Source organism: Alcaligenes faecalis (genome assembly GCF_002443155.1).
Lineage (GTDB): Bacteria > Pseudomonadota > Gammaproteobacteria > Burkholderiales > Burkholderiaceae_B > Alcaligenes > Alcaligenes faecalis.
Genome location: NZ_CP023667.1, coordinates 2,951,634 through 2,977,095, shown reverse-complemented (window position 1 = coordinate 2,977,095; position 25,462 = coordinate 2,951,634). Strand labels below are relative to the sequence as shown.

The window sequence follows — 25,462 nt, the reverse complement described above, 5'->3', positions numbered from 1 at the left end:
GGGATGAAGCGTCGTGACATATTGCGTGCCTTGGCGGCACTGCTGGTTTTGGCGCCTCATGCCCGTTTGCTGGCTCGGCCTGAGCAGGCGGGAGCCAGCGCCCCGATCAATCTGCATATCAGCGTGGCGGGCAAATTGCCCGATCCGGCCCATGTTGGCCGGGTGGTGGCGGCCGGTCCGCCCGCTTCGGTGCTGGTGTATTGCCTGGCACCCCGCACGCTGTCAGGTTGGCCTTTTCAGCTGGCTCCTGCTGCACGCAGCATGATGCAGGCCGCTGGTTTTTCCTTGCCGTATCTTGGCCGTCTGTCCGGTCGGGGCAGTACCTTGTCCCTGGAAAGCCTGCTGGCCTTGAAGCCCGATATGGTCGTGGATATAGGTGATGTGAATCCCTATTACGAATCTGCCGCCAAGTCCGTGCAGGAGCAGACGGGCGTGCCCTATGTCTTGCTGGATGGTCGTCTGAACGACAGCCCGGCGCAGTTGCGTCAGGCAGGTCATATCCTGGGGCAGGCCGAACGCGGCCAGCAATTGGCCATGCGTGCACAGGCTATTCTGGACAGCGCACATCAAGCTGCCAGACCCCGAGCCAAAGGCTTGAAAGCCTATCTGGCACGCGGTAACGATGGTCTGGAAACCGGCATGGGCCAATCCATCCACACCGAGGTGCTGCGGCTTTGCGGCTTGACGGTAATGGGTGATGAGAAAACCGATAATCGTCTGGGCCGTATTTCCTACGAACAATTATTGGCCTGGGACCCGGATATTCTGTTTGCCCAGGATGATGCTTTCTTTGAACTGGCCCGTACCCAGGCGCCGTGGAGTCAACTCAAGGCGGTGAGGGAAGGGCGTTTGTATCGTGTGCCAGCCCTGCCCTTTGGTTGGCTGGATGGCCCACCGGGAATCAATCGTCTGGCCGGTGTGATCTGGCTGAATGCCTTGTTGGAAGGTAGCGCGGCCATGCCACGCATGTACTCAGAGTTGCAGGCGTTCTATTCGGCCTTTTACGGCATGTCCCTGGACCAGATGCAGGTCAAGCGATTGGTACAAGGGCTGGACCCGCTGGGTCCGCAGCAAGGCGCATGAAAGCCAGTTTGCCTTACGGGCTATTGCTGCTTTTGCTGGGGCTGATTCTGGCCGTCTTGGTGGTGTTTGCCTTGGGGCAGGGGGCGTATCCTTTGTCCGGGACGGAAGTGCTGCGCGCCTTGGCCGCCGGTTTTGGTAACGATCCAGAAGCGGGGCAGAATCAGGCCGTATGCGTGGTCTGGGATTTGCGTCTGCCACGTATTGCAGCGGCTTTGCTGGTGGGGGCGGCGCTCTCGACCGCAGGCGCGGCGTATCAAACCATGTTTCGCAATCCACTGGTTTCACCCGATATTCTGGGCGTGTCCTCGGGCGCAGGTCTGGGGGCGATTCTGGCCATTTATTTGAATTTTTCCTTGTTCGGCGTGCAGATGGCGGCCTTTGTAGGCGGCCTGCTGGCGGTGGGCATTGTCTTGAGTCTGGCGCGCATGCTTCGCCATCATCCGCCTATTCTGATACTGGTCCTGGCCGGGATGGCGGTTGGCACCTTGCTGGGTGCAGCCTTGTCGCTGATCAAGATCCTGGCTGATCCATATTCCCAATTGCCTTCCATGACCTTCTGGTTGCTGGGTGGGTTAAGTGCTGTGCGCTCTTACGAAGTCTGGCCCGCCGCGATGATGGTGTTGGCGTGCATCGTCCCTGTATGGCTTTTGCGTTGGCGTATCAATGTCCTGGCGCTGCAAGATGAGGAGGCCCGCTCCCTGGGCATGCCCGTCTCTGCCTTGCGTTGCCTGCTGATCGTTTGCGCGACTTTGATGACGGCGGTGTGCGTGGCCCTGGCAGGCATTATTGGTTGGGTCGGTTTGCTGATCCCGCACGCGGCCCGTTTATTGGCTGGCCCGGACTTCTCCCGTCTATTGCCCGTTTGCTTGTTGGTGGGCGCCGCCTTCCTCTTGTTAACCGATACCTTGGCACGCAGCATAGGCACGCTGGAATTGCCCCTGGGTGTGCTGACGGCCTTGGTGGGTGCTCCCGGCTTCTTGCTGTTGCTGGCTCGTGGTGCGAGGCAGCGATGAGCGGGCAAGGCTTGGAAGCGATTGATCTGGCCGTAGGCTACGGGCGCAAGCAAGTCGCCAGCAATTTGAATCTGCGTGTACAGACCGGGCAGGTCGTCTGTTTGCTCGGGCCCAATGGCAGCGGTAAGTCCACCTTGCTGCGCACCTTGCTGGGCCTGCAGCCGCCTTTAAAAGGACAGGTGAAGGTGCAGGGCAAGCCTCTGGAACAATGGAGTGCGCGTGCCCTGGCCAGACAACTGGCCTATGTACCGCAAGCGCAGGAGTCTGCCTTTGCCTTTACGGTAGAGCAATGGGTCTTGCTGGGTTGCGCCAGTGAGCTGGCCTGGTACACCCAACCGAGTGCAGCAGATCGGCAATGGGTTGGCGTTTGCCTGGAGCGTTTGGGCATCGGGCAGCTGGCTCAAAAACGTATTGATCAGATCAGCGGTGGAGAGCGTCAGCTGTGTGTGATTGCACGTGCCTTGGTGCAGCGTTCACAGTTCTTGATCATGGACGAACCTGCCTCCAGTCTGGACTTCGCGAATCAATTACGCGTACTGGATCAGGTCTCGCACTTGCGTCAGGAAGGTCTGGGTGTGCTCTTGTGTACGCATCAACCCGAGCATGCGGCCCGCGTGGCGGACTGGGTGATCTTGTACCGGGATGGGGGCATATTGGCGCAGGGACAGCCCCGCGACATGCTCAGTCAGGCCAGTTTGCGCCAGCTGTACCAGTTGCCAGCGCATGCCTTTGAACTACCGGATTGGTATGCGCGAGGGGCCTGAGGCCCCCCGAATTTCTCACATGTTTTTCAGGGCAGCACGACCATATTGGTTGTTGTGCTCCACCACACGCGTCAGCATGGTCATAAAGGTTTGACGCTGCTTGGCGGTCAGTGGATCCAGCAGCCGTTCCTGGGCACGGTTCATGCCCGCGCTGATTTCCTGCATCGCCGCCAGGCCGGCTTCGGTGATGTAAGTCTGGCGAGAGCGGCGGTCTTCGGGGTTGATACGACGCCCCAGCAAACCTTTTTCCTCCAGCCTGCGGATGACATCGGCCGAGGTGGTGCGGTCCAGCCCCAGCTCGTAGCCGATCGTGGTTTGATCCAGCCAGGGTGAACCCATCAACACGGACAGGACACCGTGCTGGACAGGGGTGAGGTCACTTTTGCATTCCTCGTAAAACATGGCGTAGTGAATCTGGTTAAGACGGCGAACCAGAAAACCGGGCCGGGACCACAGTTTGCGTCGATACAGCTCGGCATTTTCTTCTTCCACTGGACCCAGGATTTCGGCCTCGTCGGCTTCCAGTCGTTCTTCTTGCTTTAGCTCGGCGTGATTCTTCATGGATAAGTCAGTCATCGATTGAGTGGCTTTCAGCCTGTTGCCAAAAAGGCAGCACACTGAAAGCGGGACGACCTGCAAAGGGTACGGCTGCAAGGTCGGCGTCTACAAGGAAAGCAGGGCTACGCTAGCGTGAACAGAAGCCCCGATTTCTGATTTGTAGTCTTGTCTACAGGCGCTGTCCACGCCCCAAAGTATATGTGATTTCCCGACTTGCTGAAAACAATAATAATCAGCATACTGATAGATATTGTTGGGGGGTCAAACGATTGACCTTATGTAAATCAATAATTTAGGGAAAATTTACGGTGAAACGTATTAAAAAAATAGCACTGGAGGAGCACTTCAACGCCGTTGGCTTTGAGGATTATTCCAAGGCCTTTGTCAAACATATTGACAGTGCCGACGCGCGTGAACTGATGGCTCGTTTGCATGACTTCGACGCGCAGCGTCTGGAGGTGATGGATCGTGCCGGTATCGAGTACGTTGTGCTGTCGCAGACCGGCCCTGGGGTACAGGTGGAAAAGGATGTGTCCGTCGCTATCGAGCGTTCACGTCAGAACAATGATTTCCTGGCGCAGCAAATTGCCCGCCATCCCGATCGCCTGGGTGGCTTTGCCACTTTGCCCATGCAGGACCCGGCTGCCGCAGCACAAGAACTGACGCGCGCGGTGCAGGATCTGGGCTTGAAGGGCGCGTTAGTTAACGGTCACACGCATGGTGTGTACTACGACGGCCGCGAATACGATGCCTTCTGGGAAACCGTGCAGAAGCTGGATGTGCCTTTTTATCTGCACCCGTTTGATGCCTACGAAATGCCACACGCTTACACGGGCCACCCGGAGCTGATGGGCGCAACCTGGGGGTGGGGTGTAGAGACCGGCACCCACGCGCTGCGCATGTTGTTCGGTGGTGTGTTTGATCGTTGCCCGGACGTGAAGCTGGTGCTGGGTCATATGGGCGAAGGCCTGCCATTCCAGCGCTGGCGCTACGACAGCCGTTTTGCGGTCTACCCGCACGGTGTCACCTTGAAGCGCAAGCCATCCGAGTACATAGGCAGCAACATCTTGATCACCACTTCTGGTGTCTGTTCAGCCCCGACCCTGATGGGCGCGATTGGTGAAATGGGTGCTGAAGCCGTGCTGTTCTCGGTGGACTACCCTTACGAATCCACTGAGCTGGCGGCAGATTTCATCGAAGCAGCGCCTATGGATGACAAGACACGCGAGCTGGTTTGCTACGGCAACGCAGCCCGTCTGTTCAAACTGGACCGGAGCTAAGCATGAGCACATTTTTGTACGGCGCTCATGTGCACGCTAACGGTATTCGCCAGCATTACCTGCGTTTTGGTGGCTCCGTCGGAGGGCGTGACCAGCGTCCTGCCGTCATCATTGTTCCCGGCATCACCAGCCCGGCGGTGACCTGGGGTTTTGTGGGCGAGCAGTTCGGCAAGCACTTTGATACCTACATTCAGGACGTGCGTGGTCGCGGTTTGAGCGAAGCGGCTGAAGGCATGGATTACAGCCTGGATGCGCAAGCCGATGACTTGATCGCCTTGGCTCAAGCCTTGGGTCTGAAAGACTACATCGTGGTTGGTCACTCCATGGGTGCCCGCATTGGTTTGCGTGCGGCTCACAAGAACAGCGAAGGTTTGAACCGTTTGGTGATGGTTGATCCTCCCGTCTCTGGCCCAGGTCGCCGTGCTTATCCCTCCAAGTTGCCCTGGTATGTGGATTCCATGGCCATGGCTCGCAAAGGCTGCACCGCAGAAGACATGCGTGCCTTTTGCCCGACCTGGACCGAAGAGCAATTGCAGTTGCGTGCTCAGTGGCTGCACACCTGCCACGAGCCTGCGATTCTGGCCAGCTTCGAGGGTTTCCACACCGACGATATCCACGTCGACTTCCCGCATCTGAAAGTGCCTGCCTTGCTGATGACAGCCGAGCGTGGTGACGTGGTGCGTGATGAAGATGTGGCCGAGATTCAGCAACTGGCCTCGGGCGTTCAGCACGTTCGTGTGCCCAATGCCGGTCACATGATCCCTTGGGATAACGAAGCAGGCTTTTACGAAGCCTTCGGTGATTTCCTGGGCCAACGCTTGGTGTGATGTTGAGCAGGGGTCGCCTAGGCGGCCCTGTCGTGATTAGGCATGTCGGTTTGAAGCCGAGGTGCCTCACAAGGAGAGACAAAATGGCAGTGAGTGATTATCAACTTATCGAAGCATGGCAAGAAGTGCTGCGCCTGTCCAAGCTGGAAGCGGGTCAAACAGTGACTTTGCTGACCAGCTCCACGACCAATCAGCAAACCATGCAGTGTGCGCAGATTGCGGCGCAGTCCATGGGCGCGGTGGTGAACCGTCTGGATCTGTTGCCTGTGAATGCAGAAAAGGCCCTGAGCCGGGATCCTTTGGCTTATTTGGGCACCACGCCTTTGACGGGCAATGAGGCGGCAATTGCGGCTTTGAAGGCCAGCGATCTGGTTCTGGACCTGATGACCCTGTTGTTCTCGCCCGAGCAGATCGACATTCTGAAGTCGGGTACCAAGATTTTGCTGGCTGTGGAGCCACCGGAGATTTTGGTTCGTACCGTGCCAACCGAAGCGGATCGAGCGCGTGTGACAGCGGCCGCTGGCCTGATTAAAGCGGCCAAGGAAATGAGCATTACCTCTCCTGCCGGCACTAATTTGTGTTGCCCGCTGGGTGAGTTCCCCGCGATTCGTGAATACGGTTTTGTGGATGAACCCGGTCGTTGGGACCACTGGCCTAGCGGTTTTGTGCTGACCTGGCCGAATGAGTTGGGTACCAACGGCACTATCGTGATCGACAAGGGCGACATCCTGCTGCCGCAGAAAAAGTACTCCTCCGAGCAGATTATTCTGACTGTGGAGAATGGTTATGCCACGAAGATCGAAGGCGGCATTGAGGCGCAATTATTGGACGAGTACATGAAGTCCTTCAATGACCCTGAAGGCTACGCTATCTCGCATATCGGCTGGGGTCTGCAACCGCGTTGTCATTGGTCCACGCTGGGTTTGTACTCGCGTGAGAACACCATTGGCATGGATGCCCGTGCGTTCGAGGGTAACTTCCTGTTCTCCCTGGGCCCGAACAACGAGGCAGGCGGCAATCGTACGACGGCATGTCACATCGACATTCCTTTGCGCAATTGCACGGTCAGCCTGGATGGCCGTGCCGTAGTGCGTGATGGCAAAGTACTGGACGGAGGCGTTGGTGAGTACGAATGAGGGAGCGGTTTACGCTCAACAAGGTTTTGGGTCGACGCTGGAGCCTAAAGCTCCTTACGGTTTGTTGATTATTGATCTGGTGAATGGCTTTGCTGACCCGGCGGTGTTTGGCGGCGGCAATATTCCCGAGGCGATCGAGAACACGCAGAAGTTGTTGGCGACGGCGCGTGAACAAGGCTGGCCGGTTGCTCATACCCGTATCGTGTATGCGGACGATGGCGCTGATAACAACATCTTCAGCATCAAAGTCCCTGGCATGTTGGGACTGACTGAAGACGCGCACAATAGCCACATCGTGCCGGAGTTGGCTCCTGCTCCCGGTGAGTTCGTTGTTCGCAAGAATGTGCCGTCGGCTTTCTTTGGTACGCCCTTGGCGGCATGGTTGACGCAACGTGGTGTGCAAACGCTGCTGGTTGCCGGTGCGGTTACCAGTGGTTGCGTGCGTTCCAGCGTGGTCGATGCAATGCAACTGGGCTTTCGCCCCCTGGTCGTCTCTGATTGCGTGGGTGACCGTGCAATTGGCCCACACGAGGCTAACCTGTTCGATATGCGTCAGAAGTACGCCACCGTGGCAACGCGTGAAGAGGCGATGAAGTTGATTGGTCTTTAAAGCGATTCAAGCTCTTGAGTTTTTGAGAAGAACGATGTGTTTCATCATGGCCTGGATGGGCGTCCGTGCTTGATGGACATGAGTTGTCGTTAACAAGTCTGTTTTGATAGCCTTGTGATTGAGTATCGGTGGTCTGCCGCTTGGGGGCAGGCTATCGGACCTGTGCCCCTGGGAGCCGAATGGCTCTCGGGGGCTTTTTTATTTCTGGCAGCGTGGTGGGGCTGCAAGGATTGCGGTGTCGGGGCTTTCTTCTGGACGTGCCGTTTGGGCTTTGCGTGAGGGCGGCGGATAGTTTTCTTGTGGGGCCCGGGTACGGCTTGTCTTGGCGGGTCTCTTGCCCACGCTGCGCGTGGGTACCCTTGTCAGAGTGCTGGGGCGGGCGGGTCGTGAACTCGGAGCGCGGCTTGTCCCCCGTACATGGACGCCCCTGTTTTGCCAAGCACTCACTTCATGTTGGACAGTGGGTCGAGATTGCACCCGTACATCCGGACTTGATTGCCGCGTCAGCGGCGGTCCCTGATGGGTTCTGCTGGTTGGTGCCTCAATCGGACAAGCGCACTGCTTAGTGCCTGGGGGACATCGGGTTTAACCAACCACGGTCTGACCTATCTTGCCATCATGTCGTGTTTGCCTGAGCAATCGGGAGAAGGGTTAATAGTGGCTTTTAAGGGGAAGCTCAGTCCAGCCTGACTATGAGCCGTCAGGCGTGTAGTCAGGCTGGAAGGTTCGTTGATTGGCCAGTAACGCCCAGACGATACGGGCATTTTTGTTGGCTAATGCAACAGCCGCTACGTTAGCGTGAGATCGCTGCAAGAGTCGTTGTAGCCAACCGGTGGGCTCTGCGGCTTGCCGTGCACGATAGATCACCGCTCGAGCGCCATGAATTAACAAGGTACGTAGATATTGATCTCCTCGTTTGCTGATTCCCAGGAGCACGGACTTGCCACCACTGGAGTGCTGCTTGGGCACTAAGCCTAGCCACGCCGCTAACTGTCGGCCATTGGTGAAGTTTTTGGCATCGCCGATCGTGGCAACCAAGGCACTGGCGGTGATCGGGCCAATGCCCGCAACTTTCTCAAGTCGGCAGCTCGCTTCATTGGCCTTATGCCAGGCTTTAATCTGCCGCTCCAACTCATGGACCTGTTTATCCAGCTCTTTTAAGTGATCCAGGAGCCGGAGTATGAGTAATCGAAATGAGCCCGTCAGCTCCTGATTCGCCTGCTCGAGTAGCGCAGGGACACGTGTATGCAGGTGAGAGATTCCCTGTGGGACGATCAGCCCGAACTCAGCCAGTAATCCGCGGATCTGATTGGCCTGTGCGGTCCGTGCCCGTACGAACCCTTGTCGAGCCCGGTGCAAGGCCAAGACGGACTGTTGTTCGATATTTTTGATCGGTACAAACCGCATGTTAGGCCGAGCCACTGCCTCGCAGATGGCTTCGGCATCAGCAGCATCGTTCTTGTTGGTTTTAACGTAGGGTTTAACAAACTGAGGGGCAATCAAGCGTACGGTATGCCCGAACGATTCTAATTTACGGGCCCAATGATGCGCACTTCCACATGCTTCCATGCCAATCAGGCAGACCGGTAAGGTGGCGAAGAACGTGGCCATCTGGTCGCGTTTGAGCTGTTTTCTTAACACGGTTTTGCCTTGTTCATCGACGCCGTGCAGTTGAAAGACTTGCTTTGCCAGATCGATACCTAGTGTCGTAATCTTCATGATGGACGCCTCGCTCGGTTCAAGTGGTTGGTGATACGCCCACTTTGGCACATAGGATGCCGGTGCGGGTAGGGGCGTCCATCCCATTGGACAAACCGCAAGCGTGCTCCTCAAACAGCACGCCCCTTGCATCCCGCCCCAGCACTCTGCCGGCGGCAAGAGCCCTGACTCGCCCGCCAAGCCGTCCCCGGGCCCCACAAGAAAACAAGCAATACTGTTTAAAGCCCAAACGGCACTTGCAGAGGTGGGATGAAAGGTAGGGGCTCAGATTGGATGGGTGGAGAAAGGAAGGGGGGGGAAGAGCAGAACAGCGGAAGGATATGTGCTTAGGAAGCGCAGGAGAACAAGGCACGAGTCTTTGTTTGCTCAAAGAGTCTATCTATAAGAGATTGGTAGATAAAAAGCCATTGTGAGCCGTTCAGTCAGCCTGCTGGGGTGTTGGGGCGGATCAGAGTACTTGCCGCGGTCAGGAGATAGCGTAGGGGTTCAAGCATCCTGCTGTTTGAGCCGGACGCTTGTACTTGGTCCGGGGGACCAAGTACCCGGCGAGGTTCTATGGTTTGGGTCAAGCTGTTTTAGGCGATAGTTTGGACGGGTCAAAGGCTTGTCCACTTTTCCACACGGCATATGCAATGCGCAGCAACTTACGAGCCAGAATCACAATCGATTCTGTGCCCGCCAGGCCTCGGGCACGATACGCTTCATACAACGGTTTACATGCCGCACTGCGGCAGGCCGACATCGCTGCCAAATACAGTTGTCGGCGCAGCAAAGCCGGCCCACGCTTGCTGATACGACGACGCCCTCGCTTGGTCCCTGAGTCGTTGGGTCGGGGATCGAGCCCGCTATACGCGACTAAGGCATCCGCATTGGCAAAGGGAATACGATTGAGCAGTTCGGTCAACAAGGCCGCTGTCTGTTGACCGATGCCACTCACACTACGCAAACGTTGATATCCCTGTTCGAGCTGCGGGTCGTTCGCAATCAAATGCTGTATTTGTTGATCCATTGAGGCCAGCACAACATCAAATCCATGTTGTAACGCTTGGGTATCGACACCTGATAGATCCACGTCGGTAAAGGCCTGGCGTAAAGCGCTCTGGTGAGTGATCACTTGAGCGCGACGAGACAACAGTTGACGCAACTGTTGTTGCTCGGGGGTGAGCGGTTGCCAAGCTTGCAGGCTGGATTGATGCTCTTGCAGGTAGCGGACAATGACCTCTGCATCAATATTATCGGTCTTGGCCCGGCTGCCTAAGGCTCGTGCATAGTAAAAGACATCACGCGCGTTCAAGATATAGACCGTCAAGCCATGCAGATAAGCCAACTGGGCCAGTAAGGCGTGGTAATTGCCCGTTGACTCCATGGCAATTAGCGCGTGTTCTGACACTGTCTTTAACCAACGGGTAATGCCAGTCGTCGTGTTGGCAATGATGCAGGGCCGTTGGCCCGCTACGCTGATGACCAGCTCAGCCTTGGCAACATCAGCACCGATATAAAGCACAGTCGTTTGCATGGGAGCACCTCCAAAGCGCACAATGAGTAACGTCGGGGTGTACGCCATCCGGCTCGTTGACTTGCGTTCAGATCGGCGGTCGCGGTTCGATGAACGGCGCCGCTCAGTTCCTTATCGACGGTGATGGGTGGGGCGGGAGAGTTCTCGCGGTGTCGGTCCGGCATTGGCCGATCGTTCAGGATGTCCCTCCACCCCGACAACTTAACCATACAAGTTCAGGATGCGCCCGTAGCTACCTCCTGACAAGGGCACCGGTGCGCAGCACCGGCAAGTGCTCAGCCCGGACACCCCAGCAGGCCGACTGAATGGCGTCTTCACAGAGACTTCTTTTATCCCCGGCCCTGACTAACCTGAATTCCTCCGGGCCCGATAGGCCCCCCAAGCCGGCGCTACCAGCCCTAAATCTGACATTGCGCCAGACATAAGTCCTCTGCCCAATAAATAAGCAAAAAAAAGCACCCCTCAATAAAGAAGGGCGCTCGAAAGGAATCAGAAGACCTTCTGACTCAAGTGGCTCGGAAGCAGCACACAAAAAACAGCTTTAAAACCAGATGCAAACTCCGGACTTAGACCGGGAACACCAGATCGTTCGCCAGAATAGACGTATCAAAAATCACCTGACGCTCCTTGAGCATCAACCGACCCTCCACACGCGTGAACGTATCAAAATAATTACCCACCAGATGCACCGTGGAAGGCCCTTCCACCAAGGTCTGCATCAGCATGAAATTACCCTCGGCCTCAATGTCGCCATTATCCTCCTCGCTGATCACACGAACATCCGTGACCAGATGCAGCATGTAGCGCGGGGCATACATCTGCGTGCGGGCGATAGCCACCGCACGATCGTGCATCATGTCGCGCCCTTCGGCGTAGACCAGGCCCACTGGCAAATTCAGATCCGCGTTCTCGCGTGAAGTGACCCGGTAAACCGCGTCCTCCACAAAAAACATGGGCCAATCCTCAACATTGCCACGATCCAAAGTGGCACAGTACTCGGCATTGAAAAGCTCAATTTCCGCCTTCAACACCAAAGCACGCTCAATAGCAATCTGGGCGGGTTTGAAAGAAAAATCCATTTTCATAAGTCAGCTCGTCTTACAGATCCATCACTTGGCGGTAGTACTGGTACATGGAGCGAATAGCCGCTTCCGAGATCAGCGTATTGGACGTACCCAGCTTGCTTTCATCGAGCTTGATGATGTTCACCTCGCTGCTGGAACGACGTACCCCTTCCTGCACAAACTTCATGGCCTCGTTGTCTTCCAGGCCCAGGAAACCGGCAGGGCCCATCAGGTTGCCCTGACGCAGACGGTGACGAGTCATCTCCTCGGTATCGTCCTCATAGCCAAACATGGTCCATTGCATGATCAGGCTGTTGGGGCCATTGGGCACAATCTGACGCACACCCAAGGTATTCATCTCGCGCTGAACAATCAGGTTGGGCCAGATCGTCTGCATGGTCACCGACCACGGCGAATCAAACTCCTTGACGTAGTCCAGGAAACGCTCATCGCGCAAACGCATATCGTCCACAAAGGAACGCATTTCCTTCTTGTTGTCCTCGCTGACCTCGGCGTACTTGTCCTCGGACTTGGCCGATGCCATATAGCCATGGCGTCCATGCACAGGGTCCACATACATCTGCGATTTGTTGCCCGCCACCAGCAGACCGAACACCACCAGGAAAGAGTGCAGCAAGGTCGCGTGGTACGGATCCTTCAGGTTCTCGTGGTACATCTTCCAGTTGCAAGGCAACTCGTTACGGTAGTAACCCAGAATCTTCAGCTTCTTGCCGGGAAACACCGCCTCGAAATCCTTCAGGATTTCAGGTGTCAGGTATTCCGTAATCGGCTCGACCTTGTCGCTGTAGGACGCAAAAATCACGCCATTGTGCGTAGTCACATGCAGCTTTTTCAGACCATGCTCGGAGTTCTTGAAGCTGCGCGGCATGCCGCCTTCTTTATTCGCACCGCGCTTGAAAGGAATCCCTTGCAGATCACCCTTCAGGCTGTAAGACCACTGGTGATACGGGCACACAAACTCATTGGTATTACCTTGGTTGTGACGGCAAAACTCCGCGCCGCGGTGTGCACAGCGGTTTTCAAATACGTTGATGCTGCCATCTTCCGCACGAGCGACGACCACAGGCGTGGAACCCACATACGAGCGCTTGTAGTCGCCCGAATCGGGGATTTCTGCTTCCAGGGCCACAAAGTTCCAGGTGTCACCGTGGAAAATGCGTTCCATCTCGCGGTTGTAAATGTCGTTGCTGGTGTAGACCCAATCCGGAATGGTGTTGAGCACGTCCTCGGGCCAGGTGCATTCCTCGACAGGGCGGTCTTTGGACCCGACCGTCTGGCCTATCACCGTTTGCGTCTGATACATGGGGTTCTCCTCTGATAACTCTTTAATGATTCGTGATGACGAGGCGGCGCAGGCCGCTTCTCTTTCTTAGACTTGGGCCGTACGGGCCGCTTCTTTCACGTACTGGCGCAGCTTGGTCGCCGGGTCCAATACGATGGCTGGGTCCACAGGCAAGTTCTGCTCCATGACGCTACGCAAGGCGCGTAGATCCGCACCGGCATTGACGCCAATCGCGTGTCGCAGATGTTGGCCCTCGAAAGCCAGCAACATGAAGCTGATGGCGTCGCCCTGGCTGTCCATGACGCCGCGTACCTGATAGTTCAGATCCGGGCTGCCTTGGCCCAACATCTGAATGTTGCAACCGAGCACATCCGTCCAGAACCAACTGACCGGTGCGGCAGGCGCGTCCTGCCCGGCAATGGCGTAGGCTACCTGACGGGCTTGTTCATTGGCGTTCTGCCAGGATTCGCTGCGGGTGCGCACGGAGGTGTCAGGGCAAATCTGTGTGGCGCAATCGCCGGCGGCATAAATGCCTGCCACACTGGTGCGTCCCTGGCGATCCACAATAATCCCGGCCGTCATATCGTCGACCGCAATGCCGCTGGCCCGGGCCAAGGCAGAGTTCGCTGTCAGACCGGCGGCCACAATAGCCAGATCACCACTCAGGATCTGGCCATCACTCAGTTCCAGCTGAACGGGGTGCTCGTGTCCAGCCACAAAGTGGGCCTGACGTACTCCCTTTCCCAAGCGCACGGTGATGCCTTGCGACTCGAAGCGCTCCAGCAACCATTGCGACAGCAGCGCAGGGGCGTTGCGGGCCAGCAGACGTTCATTCGCTTCAATGACAGTGACCTGTGCGCCGGTTTCGCTGGCGGTAGAAGCCAGTTCCAGACCCATGAAGCCGCCACCAACCACCAGGGCGCGCAAACCGGGATGCAGGCGGGCTTGCAGGCTCAGGGCATCGTCCAGCGTACGCAGATACAGGGCGTTGGTCTGGCTGGCAGGCAGCAGAGCCAGTTCGCGGGCCGCGCCGCCTGTGGCCAGCACCGCGTGGTCAAAGCTCCAGGTCTGGCCATTGCTCAGGCTGGCCTGGCGCGTGGCGCAATCCAGAGACTGCACGCTGGTGTCCAGCAAGAGTTCAATATTCTGTTCTTGATAGAACTCGGCTTTTTGCAAAAACACGCTGTCAGTGGTCGCGCTGGACTTGAGCACGTCTTTGGACAATGGCGGGCGTTCGTAGGGAAGATGAGTTTCATCCCCTACCAAGGTGATGCTGCCGCTAAAGCCCAGGCTGCGCAGTTCGCGCGCCAGCACCGAAGCCGCTTGGCCAGCGCCGATGATCAGTACGGAAGTGTGGTGTGCCATGATGTTGCAGGTCTCGTCAGCAGAAAAAAGCTCAGGCCTGACTCAAGTCGGCCAGAATATCGTTGCCTTCAATGCGCAGCGGGTAGACCTTGATGTCCACCGTGGCAGGGGCGTTCATGGCCTTGCCAGTGCGCAAACAGAACTTGGCCTGATGCAGCGGACATTCCACACAACCGTCTTCCAGATAGCCGTCGGACAGCAGGGCATATTGATGGGTACAGACGTTGTCGGTCAGGTGGAACTCGTCATCCAGTTTGTGCAGGGCCAGTTTCTTGCCTTCCCACTCGATTGCCAGGGACTCTTCGTTGTCGATGGCATCGGTTTCGGAAATTTTTATCCAGTTCAAAGTTGTCTCCGGGTTGTGCTTTCAATTAGTCAGTATACTGTATAAATTATAAAATAAAATATCGTTTTTATAAGGGATTGCGCTAGTTGAGGCTTAAGCTATTGATGATGCTTTCCTTTATCTCATCAAGGACATGCGTCAGTAGTTTCCCTGCTTGACCAAAAATTAATTAATCGCACACTTACTATTATCGAAGTGGTGAATGTGAATTTCATAGTGTGCTGACACCGCTTGGAACGTCCGTCTGGCCCCTTGGGGGGGACAGTTTGGCAAGGTTCAGACAGCTGCTGTCCGGGCCCGAGGCCAGACTGGCGGGCAAACTACCCAGACCCCTATCGAGCAAGGGGTGTAAATACATTAAAAAATACAAAGAGGTGAGTGATGGAGCGTCGTAGTTTTCTGCTGAAATCGGCAACGGTCGCTGGTGCAGGTTTGGCAGCAGTAGCCGCCCCTGCAATTGCGCAGAACAGCCCCACCGTACGCTGGCGCATGTCGACCGGCTGGCCCAAAAGCCTGGACACCATTTACGGTTCGGCTGAGGCGCTGTGCAAACGTGTCAGCGAGCTGACCGAAGGCAAGTTCGAAATCCGCGCTTTCCCCGGTGGCGAGCTGGTGCCTTATGCCCAGAACATGGATGCCATCAGTAACGGCACGGTCGAGTGTAACCACGTGCTCAGTACTGCTTTTGTGGGCAAGAACACCGCCGTAACCTTTGATACCGGCTTGTCCTTTGGCATGAACGCCCGCCAGCATAACTCCTGGGTGCACTTCGGTGGCGGCCTGAAATTGCTGCGCGAAATGTACAGCCAGTACAACATCGTGAACTTTGTAGCCGGTAATGTGGGCGTGCAAATGGGCGGCTGGTTCCGCAAGGAAATCAAGGATCTGGACAGTCTGCAAGGCCTGAAAATGCGTATCGGGGGCATCGGCGGCATGGTGCTGTCCAAACTGGGCGCGGTGCCTCAGCAGATTCCTCCTAGCGATATTTACTCCTCGCTGGAAAAAGGCACGATTGACGCGGCCGAGTGGTTGGCCCTTACGACGACGAAAAGCTGGGTTTGAACAAAGTTGCTCCCTTTTACTACTCCCCCGGCTGGTTCGAGGGCAGTGCGTCCTTGACCACCATGGTCAATAAAGATGCCTGGGAAGCCTTGCCTGCCAACTTCAAGGCTGCATTCGAGACGGCCTGTAACGAGCAGACCATGCTCAGTCTGGCCAAGTACGATGCCTTGAATCCCGGTGCCCTGCGCAAGCTAGTGGCTGAAGGTGCCAAGTTGCGCTACTTCCCCAAGGACGTCATGAAGGCCGCCTACGACAAGTCCCAGGAATTGTGGAAAGAACTGTCGGACAGCAACGCCGATTTTGCCAAGATCTATCCAAGCTGGAAGGCCTTCCAGGAGCAGGAAGCCAGTTGGTTCCGGGTTGCTGAAAGCGCCCTGGACAACTTCACCTTCAGCGAGTTGGGCAAGCGCAGTTAAGCAGCACATTCTTAAGGTAGTGAAATGAGTCAGCACAGTCACCCGTCAAGCCTGGGTGGCCAAGGAGTGGGTGCGCGTATTCTCCGCAAGGAGGATGCGCGCCATCTCAATGGCCGAGGCAACTTCATCGGAAACATGACCATGCCAGGCTTGCAGGAAGTCGCATTCCTGCGTAGCCCTATGGCGCATGCCCGAATCCGTCAGATCAATATTGAAGACAGCGCACGCGCGCAGGTTATTACCCGCGCCGATATGCCGGACTGTCTGGATATTTACGCCGCTTCCACTTTGCCCAGTTACCAGGCCTCCAGCATGCCGCCGCTGGCCTCGGGCAGTGTGCGTTATGTAGGCGAGCCGGTTGCCATGGCCTTTGGTGACAGTCGCGCAGTTGCCGAGGACGTTCTGGAGGAGATTGAAGCCCTGTACGACGAGCTGCCGGTTTACGGCAGCGTGCCGGCCTCGCTGGCCGCGCAGGGTGATCTGCTGCATGAGGGCTGGCAGGATAACGTGTTTGTGACATTGCGCTCGGACGTGGCCTTTGAGGAGCACGCCGCCCGTGCCGACCGCGTGATCGAGCACTCTGTCAGCCTGTCGCGTCAGTGCATGTTGCCGATGGAAGGCAAGGCTGTTCTGGCCTATTGGGATTTCCAGGCCGATCAGTTGGTGGTGTATTGCGGCAGCCAGATCCCGCATATGCATCGCACTGGTATTGCCCAGTTCCTGGGGATGGATCAGGCGCAGGTGCGTGTGATTTCCCCCGATGTGGGCGGCGCCTTTGGTTATAAATGCGTGCTGCATCAGGAAGAGCTGTGCGTGGCCTGGTTGGCCAAGACCTTCCGCAAACCGTTCCGTTTCATGGAAGACCGTCGCGAGCACTTGATTGCGGGCGCTAATACCCGTGAACACCAGTACCGACTGAAAGCACACATCAGCAATGAAGGCCGCCTGCTGGCGCTGGACGCTGAAATTGATATTGATGGCGGCGCGTACTCCGTCTGGCCCTTTACCGTGGGGCTGGAAGTAGGCCAGGCCTTGGGCAACTTGCCCGGTCCTTACGATTTCCGTGGTTACCGCTGCCGCACGCGCGGTGTGGGCACCAACAAACCTGGTTTCATGCCATACCGTGGCGTGGCCCGTACCGGTGTCTGTCTGGCCATTGAACAGATGATGGATCAGATCGCTTTGGCGGTGGGCAAGCCCTCCTGGGAAATCCGCCTGATGAACCTTGTAAAAGGCGAGCAAATGCCTTACGTCAACGTGGCCAACAAGCATTACGACTCGGGGGATTATCCAGAAAGTCTGCGCCGCGCTCTGGCGGCGGTGGATGTGGATGCTGTGCTGGCTCGTCAGGCCAAGGGTGAGGCTGATGGCCGCCTGATTGGTCTGGGTGTGGCTTCTTATACCGAGCAGTCTGCACACGGCACGTCCGTGTTCGCCAGTTGGGGCACGGCGGTGATCCCCGGTTTTGATCAGGCTTTTGTACGCATGACCCCGGATGGCGGTCTGGAAGTGCGCGTGGGTGTGCACTCGCATGGTCAGGGTATGGAAACGTCTTTTGCCCAGATCGCCAGCGAAATTCTGGGCATCCCCGTAGCCAAGATCAAAGTGGTGCACGGTGATACCGGCCGCACGCCATTCTCCACCGGCACGTACGCCTCGCGCTCCCTGGTGATGTCCGGCGGTGCGGTGTCCAAGGCCTGTAAAGAGCTGCTGCCGCGCGTGCGCAAGATTGCCGCGCATATGCTGAAAACTGATGTGGACAGCATGCAGCATCAAGGCGATATGTTCAGCGCCGAGGGGCGCCAGGTCAGCATCGCCCAAGTGGCCGATGCCTGGTATATCAACCCGCAGCATTTGCCCGAGGACGTGGACCCGCAAGGTCTGGAACTGTCGGTAGGCTACAAACCCAAAGTCGATACTGGCAGCTTTACTTATGCCAGCAATGCCGTGGTGGTGGCCGTCGATCCAAGTACCGGCGGCGTGGAAGTGCTCAAGTACGTGGTGGTGGAAGACTGTGGCGTCATGATCAACCCCATGATTGTGGAAGGCCAGACGATCGGCGGGATTGCCCAAGGGATTGGCACCGCCTTGTACGAAGAAATGCCGTACGACGAGTTTGCTCAGCCGCTGGCATCGACCTTGGCAGACTACGTCATGCCCGGTGCCTGCGAAGTGCCCAATATTCATATCGAACACATGGAAAGCCCGTCGCCCAATACCGAATTTGGTGCCAAAGGTATGGGTGAGGGCGGAGCGATTGCTCCTCCCGCTGCCATCATGTCCGCCATCAATAATGCCCTGCGCTCTACCGGAGCACAGGTCTCGCACACGCCCGTGACACCGCATCGACTGCTAAGCGCGATTCGCGCTGCAGCACAGCCCGCCAATCAGCAAGATAAACAGCCCGTGTCGGAGGTTCAGGCATGAAGGCCGCCAAGTTTGAGTACGAACAGGCCCAGAGCCTTAAACAGATCCAGGATGCCTATGGCAGCGATCCTTCCGCCGTGCGCTTGATGGGCGGTAGCCAGTCCCTGGGCCCCATGTTGAATCTGCGTCTGGTGCGCCCTGGCCGTGTGCTGGACGTGTCGGCAGTGCCCGAGCTGCGTCAGGTATCAGCCCATAAAGGGCGAGTGCGGATCGGCGCTGCCGTGACACACGCCCAGATTGAAGACGGCATTCACGAACTGCTGCGCGGCCATATGATGCAGAAAGTGGCAGGCCGCATTGCTTACCGGGGTGTGCGCAATCGCGGCACTTTGGGTGGCAGCCTGGCTCATGCAGATCCGGCGGCAGATTGGGTGCTGACTTGTGCTGCTTTGGGTGCAAACGTCAATGTGCGTGGAACCCAAGGGAGCCGCAGCGTTCCCATGAGCGAATTCATGCTGGCCGCCTACACCACGGTGCTGGAAGCCGGTGAGTTCATCGAGTCTGTGGATGTGCCTGAAGTGTCCGGTTCAGCCCGTTGGGGTTACTACAAATTCACCCGCAAAGTGGGCGAGTTTGCCGATGCCAGTTGTGCCTGCTATTTCGACCCGGCCACCCGCACGGCGCGCGTAGTGATCGGTGCCATGGAAGGCGCCCCGCGCTCTTTGCCCGAACTGGCCGTGAAAGTGGCTGCACAAGGGGCCGCCGTCCTGGAAGGGGACACGATTGAAGCGGCCCTGCAGCCGTATCTGGCACAACGGGACGAGGCCCATCAGGTGCTGTTCCGTACGGTAGTAGAGCGCAGCCTGAAGCAAGCGCTGGGTGTGAAAGGTTAAGACATGGCAGAAATCTCGATTCAAGTTAACGGCCGTCAGCAAAAGCACGAGGCCGAACCGCGCACCCACCTGGGTGATTTCATCCGCGAGAAAAGCCGTTTGACCGGCACCAACCTGAGCTGTGAACACGGTGTGTGCGGCGCATGTACGGTGCTGGTGGATGGTCGTCCGGTGCGCTCCTGCATTACCTTTGCCGGTGCTTGCGATGGTCACGAAGTCACCACCGTAGAGGGTTACGACGACGACCCGATCATGAGCCGTCTGCGTACCGCTTTTTCGGAAAAACATGCTTTGCAATGCGGCTTCTGTACGCCCGGCATGTTGGCCACCAGCCGCGATATCGTGCTGCGTTTGCCCGACGCGGACGAAGCCCGTGTGCGCATTGAACTGTCCGGCAATATTTGCCGCTGCACCGGCTATCAAGGCATTACGGCTGCCATCCTGTCCGTGCTGCAAGCCCTGCGCGATCAGCCCGATGCCCAGGTAGAAGCCTTGCGCGCCGCTGTGGTGCAGAACGTGCAGCAGGACTGGAACCAGAACGGCTTTACGACTTTTGAAGCGGTACAGGAAGAAGTACAGGCTCCCGCCCCGGTGGCCGCTGCTGCACCTGCCGCGTCCGGCAGTGCCGACAAGGGCAAGGGCCAGGCTATTCAAGGTGGTTTTGATGCCCGTTTCCCGGCCGATCAGGTTTGGGCTTTCATGAAGGATTTGCCCAAAGTGGCGGGCTGTCTGCCCGGCGCGATTATCGAGTCCCAGGAAGGGGCTACGGTGCAGGGCAAGATCGCCATCAAATTTGGCCCCATGTCGGCTGCCTTCAAGGGTAATGCCACGTTGGAAGAGGATAACGAACGCCGTGCTGCCGTGCTGCGCGGTGAGGGCGTGGACTCCTTGAGCCAATCGCGTGCCCGTGGCGATGTCAGCTTTCAGGTCAATCCGGATGGCGAAGTGCGCAGCCGCGTGGAAGTGGAGCTGGTGTATTCGCTGCAAGGGCCACTGGCGCAGTTTTCGCGCTCCGGGCTGGTTCAGGATTTCGTGCGCCGCATGATTGCGGAGTTCGGCAAGAACGTGAACCTGCGCCTGGAAAAACCGCTGGCTGAAGGCGAGGAGCCAGTGGTGGCCGAGTTCAATCCGGTCAAGATGTTTTTCAGCATTTTGTGGGACCGCTTCAAGGGACTTTTCCGGCGCTCATAAGCGCATAGACGACGCAAGACGATAAATATAACGGGGGTAAGGAGATGACGGAGCGTAAAGCTTTGGGAGGACGTGTGCGCCTCGCAATCGGGGCCACCTTCTTGTTGAGCACTTGGGGGGCGGTAGCAGAGCCCTTGAATGTAAAGCTGGACTGGACCCCTTGGGCCGTCCATGCACCGTTCCATCTGGCCGTGGAAAAGGGCTGGTTCAAGCAGGCTGGCCTGGATGTACGGCTGGAAGATGGCAACGGTTCTGTTACGGCGGTGCAGATCGTAGGCGGCAGCGACCGCTTCGATGTGGGGCAGGCGGCGCTGGCCTCCATGGTGATTGCACGCAGCAAGGGCTTGCCAGTCAAAGGGCTGGCCACCTTTGCCACGTCCAGCGATATTGGCGTGCTGGTGCCCAAGGATTCGGGCATTAGTGGCCCGGAGGGCTTGAAGGGACGCAAGATCGCCTATACCGCCGGTTCTCTGGAAGCGCCTTTTGTCGATGCGTTTCTAGCGGCGGGCGGATTGCGCCGCAGCGATGTGGATCTGCTTAGCGTGGATGCCGCAGGCAAGGCCGCTACCTATGCGGTGGGCCGGGCGGATGCCGTGATCTCCACCATTCCTTTTGTACTGGCTTCGGTGTCGCGTCAGCGCGTCTCCAATGCGATTCCTTTCGCCCAGCACGGTCTGGATATGGTCAGCTTTGGCCTGTTTACCAGCGAAGCCAAATTGGCCAGCCGGGGGCAGGAGCTGACGACCTTTTCCAATGTGGTGGCCAAGTCCTGGAACTACATTTACAACGGCCACGAGCAAGAGGCGGTAGATGCGATTGTGGCGCAACGCCCCAATGCACGTCTGGACAAAGCCATTTTGCTGGACCAGCTGAACATTCTTAAAAACTACTTCGGCCCGGCTGTCGAGCAAGGCAGCATTGGCGTGAACCAGCCTACGGATTGGGACAAGACCATTGCCACGCTGGAACGGGTGGAGCTGATCCCGGCTGGGCAGAAAGCCACGGACTACTACCAGTCTGATGTGGTTACTCCGCAATCCCTGAGCAGTCTGGAGCTGAAGTAATGGCGGCGCAGGTTCTTTCTCAAGATGTGCGCAAGCGCTTTGAGGGCGCGCGCGATGTGCTGGCGCTCGATGGCATCAATGTCGATATTCAACCCGGCCAGTTCATCAGCATTCTGGGCCCCAGCGGCTGCGGGAAAAGCACTTTCCTGCGTTGCGTGGCCGGACTGGAAAACATCAGCAGCGGCTCCTTGACGGTAGATCAGCAACCCGTCAGCGGACCACCTGATCAGGTAGGCATGGTGTTCCAGCGCGATGCCTTGCTGGAGTGGCGCACCATACGCGACAACATTCTTTTGCCTTTGGAGTTTGCCGGCAAGCGCACGGCCGATTATCTGGACAAGGTGGACCAGTTGCTGGCCTTGACCGGCCTGTCTCAGTTTGCGGACAACTATCCACGTCAGTTGTCCGGCGGCATGCGCCAGCGGGCCTCCATTTGCCGTGCCCTGGTGGATGATCCGCGCCTGTTGCTGATGGACGAGCCTTTCGGTGCGCTGGATGCGCTGACGCGCGACAACATGAACGCTGAATTGCAACGCATCTGGATGAAAACGGGCAACACCACCTTGTTTGTGACGCACGGCATTGCCGAAGCCGTTTTCCTGGGCGATACCGTGCTGGTGTTCTCGTCCCGTCCGGGTCGCATTCTGGAGCAGATCAAGATCGACTTTCCCCGCCCGCGCCCGCTGTCCTTGCGCGAGACCCTGGAGTTCGGTCGGCATGTGGCGCATATCCGTCAATTGTTTGGTATTGCCGATGGCGCGGGAGACAGCCATGAATAAAGCCTTGCGTTCCATGCCCAGCTGGTTGGCGGGCGTGGTCTCTACCGTCGTGGTGCTGTTGGCGTGGGAATTAATTTGTTGGCTGGGTCAGGTGCGGGAAGTGATTTTGCCGCGCCCCTCGCTGATTCTGGAGGACTTGTATGGCGAACTGGGTTGGTACATGGGTCAAGCGTTATACACGCTCGGCATCACGCTGGCTGGATTTGTATTGGCCGCCGTAGGCGGCGTGCTGATCGCTGTCGCATTAGTGGGTTCACCGCTCTTCGAGCGTTTTTGTTATCCCTTGATTGTGGGTTTCAACAGCATTCCCAAAGTGGCTCTGGCACCACTGTTCGTGGTCTGGATGGGTACCGGCTACGAGCCCAAGGTGGCCATTGCTTTTCTGATTGCCGTCTTTGCCGTGATTGTGGATACGGTACAAGGCTTGCGCTCGGTCTCGCCCGACATTCTGGACCTGGGCCGGGTCCTGAAAGGCGGGCCGGTTGCCTTGTTTTTCAAAGTGCGCTTGCCCTCTGCGCTGCCCTCGATCATGGCGGGCCTGAAAGTGGCCCTGTCCCTGGCTTTGGTGGGGGCCATTGTGGGCGAGTTTGTGTCCTCCCAGCGCGGGCTGGGCTTTGTGATCATGAGCGCCCAAGGGGTGTTCGACACGGTGCGCGTGTTCTCCGCCCTGTTCATTCTGGCCGTCATGGGGCTGGTGTTGTATTTCCTGCTGGATGCAGTTGAAAAGCGCGCCACCCGTTTTCGGTCTCATTAGATTTCCACTAACTTCAACGCAGAAAATCTGGGGGATTGATGCAATCTTTACTCAAACTATCAAAGGCGATTGACAGCCTGAATCAGTTATGTGGCCGGGTGGTCATGTGGGTGGTTCTGCTGGTTGTCGTAATCAGTTCCTATAACGCCATCGCGCGCAAGTTCTTCGATTCCAGCTCCAATGCCTGGCTGGAGGTGCAGTGGTATTTGTTTGGTGCCTTGTTCCTGCTGACGGGCGGCTACACCTTCTTGCGCAATGAGCATGTGCGTGTGGACGTATTGGCCTCGCGCCTGTCCGAGCGCAAGCAAATTGTGATCGAAGCCGCGTGTGTGGTGCTGTTCATGTTGCCGGCCTGTGTTGCCATCATGGCCTTGTCCTGGCCGGTGTTCATGGACTCCTACCTGACCCAGGAAGTGTCATCTAATTCCGGTGGCCTGATTCGCTGGCCTGCCAAATTGATTATCCCGATTGGTTTTGCCCTGATTTCCCTGCAGGGAATTTCGCACCTGATCAAGTGCATCGGTTTCCTGCGTGGCGCTTGCCCCAACCCCAACAAGAAGTTGCAGGACAAAACGCCCGAAGAATTGCTGGCTGAAGAAATTGCACGGCAAGCCGAGGCCAAGTTAGCGCATCAACACAAAGGCTGAACCAGATCATGATGGATTTATTTGTCGCCAATATGGCGCCAGTGATGTTTGCATCACTGATTGTTTTCTTGCTGCTGGGCTTTCCGGTTGCCTTTGCGCTGGCCGCCAACGGTATGGTGTTCGGTCTGATTGGTGTGGAAATGGGCCTGTTCAACTGGTCTTTATTCCAGGCGCTGCCGCTGCGTGTATTTGGGATCATGGCCAACGATACCTTGCTGGCGATTCCCTTCTTTACCTTCATGGGGCTGATTCTGGAGCGGTCGGGCATGGCAGAAGACCTGCTCGATACGATTGGTCAGCTGTTTGGCTCCATGCCCGGCGGCCTGGCCATTGCCGTGGTGTTTGTGGGAGCCATGCTGGCAGCCACCACAGGTGTGGTGTCGGCCTCGGTGATTTCCATGGGCCTGATCTCCTTGCCCATCATGCTGCGCTATGGCTACAGCCGTCGATTGGCAACGGGTGTGATCGCTGCTTCGGGCACCTTGTCGCAAATTATTCCGCCATCTCTGGTGCTGATCGTACTGGCTGACCAGTTGGGTCGTTCGGTAGGCGATATGTACCGTGGCGCCATGGTGCCCGGTCTGGTGCTGACCGGTGCTTATCTGCTCTACATCCTGATTCTGGCCGTACTGCGTCCCAAGGATGTGCCTCCCATTCCGGTTGAGCATCGCACTTACTCGGAGGCCAATGGCCGCTCGGGTGCACGCTCCTTGTGCGTGTTGCTGTTGATCTCGCTGGTGGCCGGTTATGTATTGGACGAGTTTTGGGTTGATCCCAACGGCCCGGTAGATGAGAAGGTCATTATTTGCATCTTGCTGGTTGGTGGTGTGGCTTTCGTGCTGGCCCTGATCAACAAATGGCTGAAGCTGGGCTTGTTGTCGGTGCTGGCCGAACGCGTGGTGTTCGTCATGATTCCGCCCTTGGGCCTGATTTTCCTGGTGCTGGGGACGATCTTTCTGGGTATTGCGACACCGACCGAAGGCGGGGCCATGGGCGCCGTGGGAGCAATTCTGATGGCGGTCAGCCGTCGCCGCCTGAGCATCGACCTGCTCAAGCAAGCCATGGATACCACCGCCAAGTTGTCCTGCTTTGTGATGTTCATTCTGATCGGTTCCACTATCTTCTCGCTGACTTTCCGTGGCGTGGATGGCGACCTGTGGGTGGAGCATCTGCTGATCGACCTGCCAGGCGGCGAATATGGCTTCCTGATTCTGGTCAGTGTGCTGGTGTTTGTACTGGCCTTTTTCCTGGATTTCTTCGAGCTGGCGTTCATCATCGTGCCTTTGCTGGGGCCGGTGGCCGACAAGATGGGCATCGATTTAATCTGGTTTGGCGTGCTCTTAGCCGTTAATATGCAAACATCCTTTATGCATCCACCATTTGGCTTCTCACTATTTTATTTGCGCTCGGTGGCGCCCAAGGATGATTACATCGACAAAGTGACCAAGAAGAAGATTCCGGGTGTGGCTACAGGCGACATTTACTGGGGCTCCGTACCCTTTATCTGCATCCAGATTGTCATGATTGCCGTGGTGCTGCTGTTCCCAGGCATGGTGACGCACTACAAGGGGACGGGGGCGAAAGTTGATCCCAGTACGGTCACGATCGAAATGCAGGATGAATACGGTGCCGACTTGAATCCGTTTGATGATTCGGGCGATGGCGGCGGGATGCCGGTATTCAAGTAAATACAGGAAAGACAGGA

The 25,462-nt window shown here is 57.2% G+C and carries 22 protein-coding genes and 1 pseudogene; 16 read left to right on the top strand and 7 right to left on the bottom strand.

The genetic code is table 11. The annotated features are described in order from the left end of the window. Positions 1–3 precede the first annotated feature (3 nt). From CPY64_RS13940 to CPY64_RS13930, 3 genes are read left to right on the top strand one after another with little or no spacing between them, the layout of a single operon-like run. Positions 4–1,083, top strand: coding sequence for an ABC transporter substrate-binding protein (locus tag CPY64_RS13940; RefSeq protein ID WP_042486218.1), 1,080 nt, complete (start codon positions 4–6; stop codon positions 1,081–1,083). Continuing rightward, positions 1,080–2,096, top strand: coding sequence for a FecCD family ABC transporter permease (locus CPY64_RS13935; RefSeq protein ID WP_042486215.1), 1,017 nt, complete (start codon positions 1,080–1,082; stop codon positions 2,094–2,096). The genes CPY64_RS13940 and CPY64_RS13935 overlap by 4 nt, the downstream gene beginning before the upstream one ends. Next, positions 2,093–2,860 carry an ABC transporter ATP-binding protein gene (locus tag CPY64_RS13930; protein ID WP_042486212.1) on the top strand — a complete coding sequence of 256 codons (768 nt, stop codon included), beginning with the start codon at positions 2,093–2,095 and terminating at the stop codon, positions 2,858–2,860. Before CPY64_RS13935 ends, CPY64_RS13930 begins: the two co-directional genes overlap by 4 nt. Before the next feature lie 15 nt (positions 2,861–2,875). On the opposite strand, the gene CPY64_RS13925 is transcribed toward CPY64_RS13930, so the two are convergent. Then, positions 2,876–3,436 (bottom strand): MarR family winged helix-turn-helix transcriptional regulator, encoded by a 561-nt coding sequence (locus CPY64_RS13925; protein ID WP_042486210.1) that lies wholly within the window; start codon positions 3,434–3,436, stop codon positions 2,876–2,878. 290 nt (positions 3,437–3,726) lie between these two features. On the opposite strand from CPY64_RS13925, the gene CPY64_RS13920 reads away from it, so the two are divergent. The 4 genes from CPY64_RS13920 to CPY64_RS13905 all read left to right on the top strand — a co-directional run bounded on the left by CPY64_RS13920 (position 3,727) and on the right by CPY64_RS13905 (position 7,271). Continuing rightward, positions 3,727–4,698, top strand: a complete 972-nt coding sequence (locus CPY64_RS13920) for an amidohydrolase family protein (RefSeq protein WP_042486206.1) — start codon at positions 3,727–3,729, stop codon at positions 4,696–4,698. Between the two features lie 2 nt (positions 4,699–4,700). Then, complete coding sequence (locus CPY64_RS13915; protein WP_042486203.1) at positions 4,701–5,525, top strand: alpha/beta fold hydrolase; 825 nt, start codon at positions 4,701–4,703, stop codon at positions 5,523–5,525. A gap of 83 nt (positions 5,526–5,608) precedes the next feature. After that, on the top strand, positions 5,609–6,661 hold the full coding sequence (locus tag CPY64_RS13910) for a 2,5-dihydroxypyridine 5,6-dioxygenase NicX family protein (RefSeq protein ID WP_042486201.1): 1,053 nt from the start codon (positions 5,609–5,611) through the stop codon (positions 6,659–6,661). Next, positions 6,648–7,271, top strand: coding sequence for an N-carbamoylsarcosine amidohydrolase (locus CPY64_RS13905; RefSeq protein ID WP_226791382.1), 624 nt, complete (start codon positions 6,648–6,650; stop codon positions 7,269–7,271). Before CPY64_RS13910 ends, CPY64_RS13905 begins: the two co-directional genes overlap by 14 nt. 690 nt (positions 7,272–7,961) lie before the next feature. Here CPY64_RS13905 and CPY64_RS13900 read toward each other — a convergent pair. The 6 genes from CPY64_RS13900 to CPY64_RS13875 all read right to left on the bottom strand — a co-directional run bounded on the left by CPY64_RS13900 (position 7,962) and on the right by CPY64_RS13875 (position 14,584). Further along, entirely contained in the window at positions 7,962–8,990 is a 1,029-nt protein-coding gene (locus CPY64_RS13900) for an IS110 family RNA-guided transposase (protein ID WP_042489560.1), read from the bottom strand. A 565-nt stretch (positions 8,991–9,555) separates the two neighbouring features. Next, complete coding sequence (locus CPY64_RS13895; RefSeq protein WP_042489577.1) at positions 9,556–10,506, bottom strand: IS110 family transposase; 951 nt, start codon at positions 10,504–10,506, stop codon at positions 9,556–9,558. Between the two features lie 566 nt (positions 10,507–11,072). After that, complete coding sequence (locus tag CPY64_RS13890; protein WP_042489471.1) at positions 11,073–11,591, bottom strand: aromatic-ring-hydroxylating dioxygenase subunit beta; 519 nt, start codon at positions 11,589–11,591, stop codon at positions 11,073–11,075. A 13-nt stretch (positions 11,592–11,604) separates the two neighbouring features. Continuing rightward, positions 11,605–12,894 (bottom strand): aromatic ring-hydroxylating dioxygenase subunit alpha, encoded by a 1,290-nt coding sequence (locus CPY64_RS13885; protein WP_009460850.1) that lies wholly within the window; start codon positions 12,892–12,894, stop codon positions 11,605–11,607. A 66-nt stretch (positions 12,895–12,960) separates the two neighbouring features. Further along, positions 12,961–14,238, bottom strand: coding sequence for an NAD(P)/FAD-dependent oxidoreductase (locus CPY64_RS13880; protein WP_042489468.1), 1,278 nt, complete (start codon positions 14,236–14,238; stop codon positions 12,961–12,963). A gap of 31 nt (positions 14,239–14,269) precedes the next feature. Further along, on the bottom strand, positions 14,270–14,584 hold the full coding sequence (locus CPY64_RS13875; protein WP_042489465.1) for a non-heme iron oxygenase ferredoxin subunit: 315 nt from the start codon (positions 14,582–14,584) through the stop codon (positions 14,270–14,272). Between the two features lie 381 nt (positions 14,585–14,965). On the opposite strand from CPY64_RS13875, the pseudogene CPY64_RS13870 reads away from it, so the two are divergent. The 9 genes and pseudogenes from CPY64_RS13870 to CPY64_RS13830 all read left to right on the top strand — a co-directional run bounded on the left by CPY64_RS13870 (position 14,966) and on the right by CPY64_RS13830 (position 25,445). Beyond that, positions 14,966–16,062: pseudogene (locus CPY64_RS13870) on the top strand (TRAP transporter substrate-binding protein). Positions 16,063–16,086: 24 nt separating this feature from the next. Beyond that, the gene (locus CPY64_RS13865; RefSeq protein ID WP_042489457.1) at positions 16,087–18,489 is read left to right on the top strand and encodes a xanthine dehydrogenase family protein molybdopterin-binding subunit; all 2,403 of its coding nucleotides are present in this window, start codon (positions 16,087–16,089) and stop codon (positions 18,487–18,489) included. Continuing rightward, complete coding sequence (locus tag CPY64_RS13860) at positions 18,486–19,322, top strand: FAD binding domain-containing protein (protein ID WP_042489452.1); 837 nt, start codon at positions 18,486–18,488, stop codon at positions 19,320–19,322. Before CPY64_RS13865 ends, CPY64_RS13860 begins: the two co-directional genes overlap by 4 nt. A 3-nt stretch (positions 19,323–19,325) precedes the next feature. Then, complete coding sequence (locus CPY64_RS13855) at positions 19,326–20,513, top strand: xanthine dehydrogenase family Fe-S subunit (RefSeq protein WP_042489449.1); 1,188 nt, start codon at positions 19,326–19,328, stop codon at positions 20,511–20,513. A gap of 44 nt (positions 20,514–20,557) precedes the next feature. After that, positions 20,558–21,577, top strand: a complete 1,020-nt coding sequence (locus CPY64_RS13850) for an ABC transporter substrate-binding protein (protein ID WP_042489446.1) — start codon at positions 20,558–20,560, stop codon at positions 21,575–21,577. Beyond that, positions 21,577–22,356 carry an ABC transporter ATP-binding protein gene (locus tag CPY64_RS13845; protein ID WP_042489443.1) on the top strand — a complete coding sequence of 260 codons (780 nt, stop codon included), beginning with the start codon at positions 21,577–21,579 and terminating at the stop codon, positions 22,354–22,356. The genes CPY64_RS13850 and CPY64_RS13845 overlap by 1 nt, the downstream gene beginning before the upstream one ends. After that, on the top strand, positions 22,349–23,110 hold the full coding sequence (locus CPY64_RS13840; RefSeq protein ID WP_042489440.1) for an ABC transporter permease: 762 nt from the start codon (positions 22,349–22,351) through the stop codon (positions 23,108–23,110). The genes CPY64_RS13845 and CPY64_RS13840 overlap by 8 nt, the downstream gene beginning before the upstream one ends. 38 nt (positions 23,111–23,148) lie before the next feature. Further along, on the top strand, positions 23,149–23,757 hold the full coding sequence (locus CPY64_RS13835; protein ID WP_042489438.1) for a TRAP transporter small permease subunit: 609 nt from the start codon (positions 23,149–23,151) through the stop codon (positions 23,755–23,757). 11 nt (positions 23,758–23,768) lie between these two features. Next, positions 23,769–25,445, top strand: a complete 1,677-nt coding sequence (locus tag CPY64_RS13830) for a TRAP transporter large permease (RefSeq protein ID WP_042489483.1) — start codon at positions 23,769–23,771, stop codon at positions 25,443–25,445. The last annotated feature ends 17 nt before the right edge of the window (positions 25,446–25,462 follow it).

What these genes read in the sequence shown, in the direction of transcription:
- CPY64_RS13940 (WP_042486218.1), top strand. Translation starts at nt 4, where the DNA reads ATGAAGCGTCGTGACATATTGCGTGCCTTGGCGGCACTGCTGGTTTTG.
- CPY64_RS13935 (WP_042486215.1), top strand. Translation starts at nt 1,080, where the DNA reads ATGAAAGCCAGTTTGCCTTACGGGCTATTGCTGCTTTTGCTGGGGCTG.
- CPY64_RS13930 (WP_042486212.1), top strand. Translation starts at nt 2,093, where the DNA reads ATGAGCGGGCAAGGCTTGGAAGCGATTGATCTGGCCGTAGGCTACGGG.
- CPY64_RS13925 (WP_042486210.1), bottom strand. Translation starts at nt 3,436, where the DNA reads ATGACTGACTTATCCATGAAGAATCACGCCGAGCTAAAGCAAGAAGAA.
- CPY64_RS13915 (WP_042486203.1), top strand. Translation starts at nt 4,701, where the DNA reads ATGAGCACATTTTTGTACGGCGCTCATGTGCACGCTAACGGTATTCGC.
- CPY64_RS13910 (WP_042486201.1), top strand. Translation starts at nt 5,609, where the DNA reads ATGGCAGTGAGTGATTATCAACTTATCGAAGCATGGCAAGAAGTGCTG.
- CPY64_RS13900 (WP_042489560.1), bottom strand. Translation starts at nt 8,990, where the DNA reads ATGAAGATTACGACACTAGGTATCGATCTGGCAAAGCAAGTCTTTCAA.
- CPY64_RS13895 (WP_042489577.1), bottom strand. Translation starts at nt 10,506, where the DNA reads ATGCAAACGACTGTGCTTTATATCGGTGCTGATGTTGCCAAGGCTGAG.
- CPY64_RS13890 (WP_042489471.1), bottom strand. Translation starts at nt 11,591, where the DNA reads ATGAAAATGGATTTTTCTTTCAAACCCGCCCAGATTGCTATTGAGCGT.
- CPY64_RS13885 (WP_009460850.1), bottom strand. Translation starts at nt 12,894, where the DNA reads ATGTATCAGACGCAAACGGTGATAGGCCAGACGGTCGGGTCCAAAGAC.
- CPY64_RS13880 (WP_042489468.1), bottom strand. Translation starts at nt 14,238, where the DNA reads ATGGCACACCACACTTCCGTACTGATCATCGGCGCTGGCCAAGCGGCT.
- CPY64_RS13865 (WP_042489457.1), top strand. Translation starts at nt 16,087, where the DNA reads ATGAGTCAGCACAGTCACCCGTCAAGCCTGGGTGGCCAAGGAGTGGGT.
- CPY64_RS13860 (WP_042489452.1), top strand. Translation starts at nt 18,486, where the DNA reads ATGAAGGCCGCCAAGTTTGAGTACGAACAGGCCCAGAGCCTTAAACAG.
- CPY64_RS13855 (WP_042489449.1), top strand. Translation starts at nt 19,326, where the DNA reads ATGGCAGAAATCTCGATTCAAGTTAACGGCCGTCAGCAAAAGCACGAG.
- CPY64_RS13850 (WP_042489446.1), top strand. Translation starts at nt 20,558, where the DNA reads ATGACGGAGCGTAAAGCTTTGGGAGGACGTGTGCGCCTCGCAATCGGG.
- CPY64_RS13845 (WP_042489443.1), top strand. Translation starts at nt 21,577, where the DNA reads ATGGCGGCGCAGGTTCTTTCTCAAGATGTGCGCAAGCGCTTTGAGGGC.
- CPY64_RS13840 (WP_042489440.1), top strand. Translation starts at nt 22,349, where the DNA reads ATGAATAAAGCCTTGCGTTCCATGCCCAGCTGGTTGGCGGGCGTGGTC.
- CPY64_RS13835 (WP_042489438.1), top strand. Translation starts at nt 23,149, where the DNA reads ATGCAATCTTTACTCAAACTATCAAAGGCGATTGACAGCCTGAATCAG.
- CPY64_RS13830 (WP_042489483.1), top strand. Translation starts at nt 23,769, where the DNA reads ATGGATTTATTTGTCGCCAATATGGCGCCAGTGATGTTTGCATCACTG.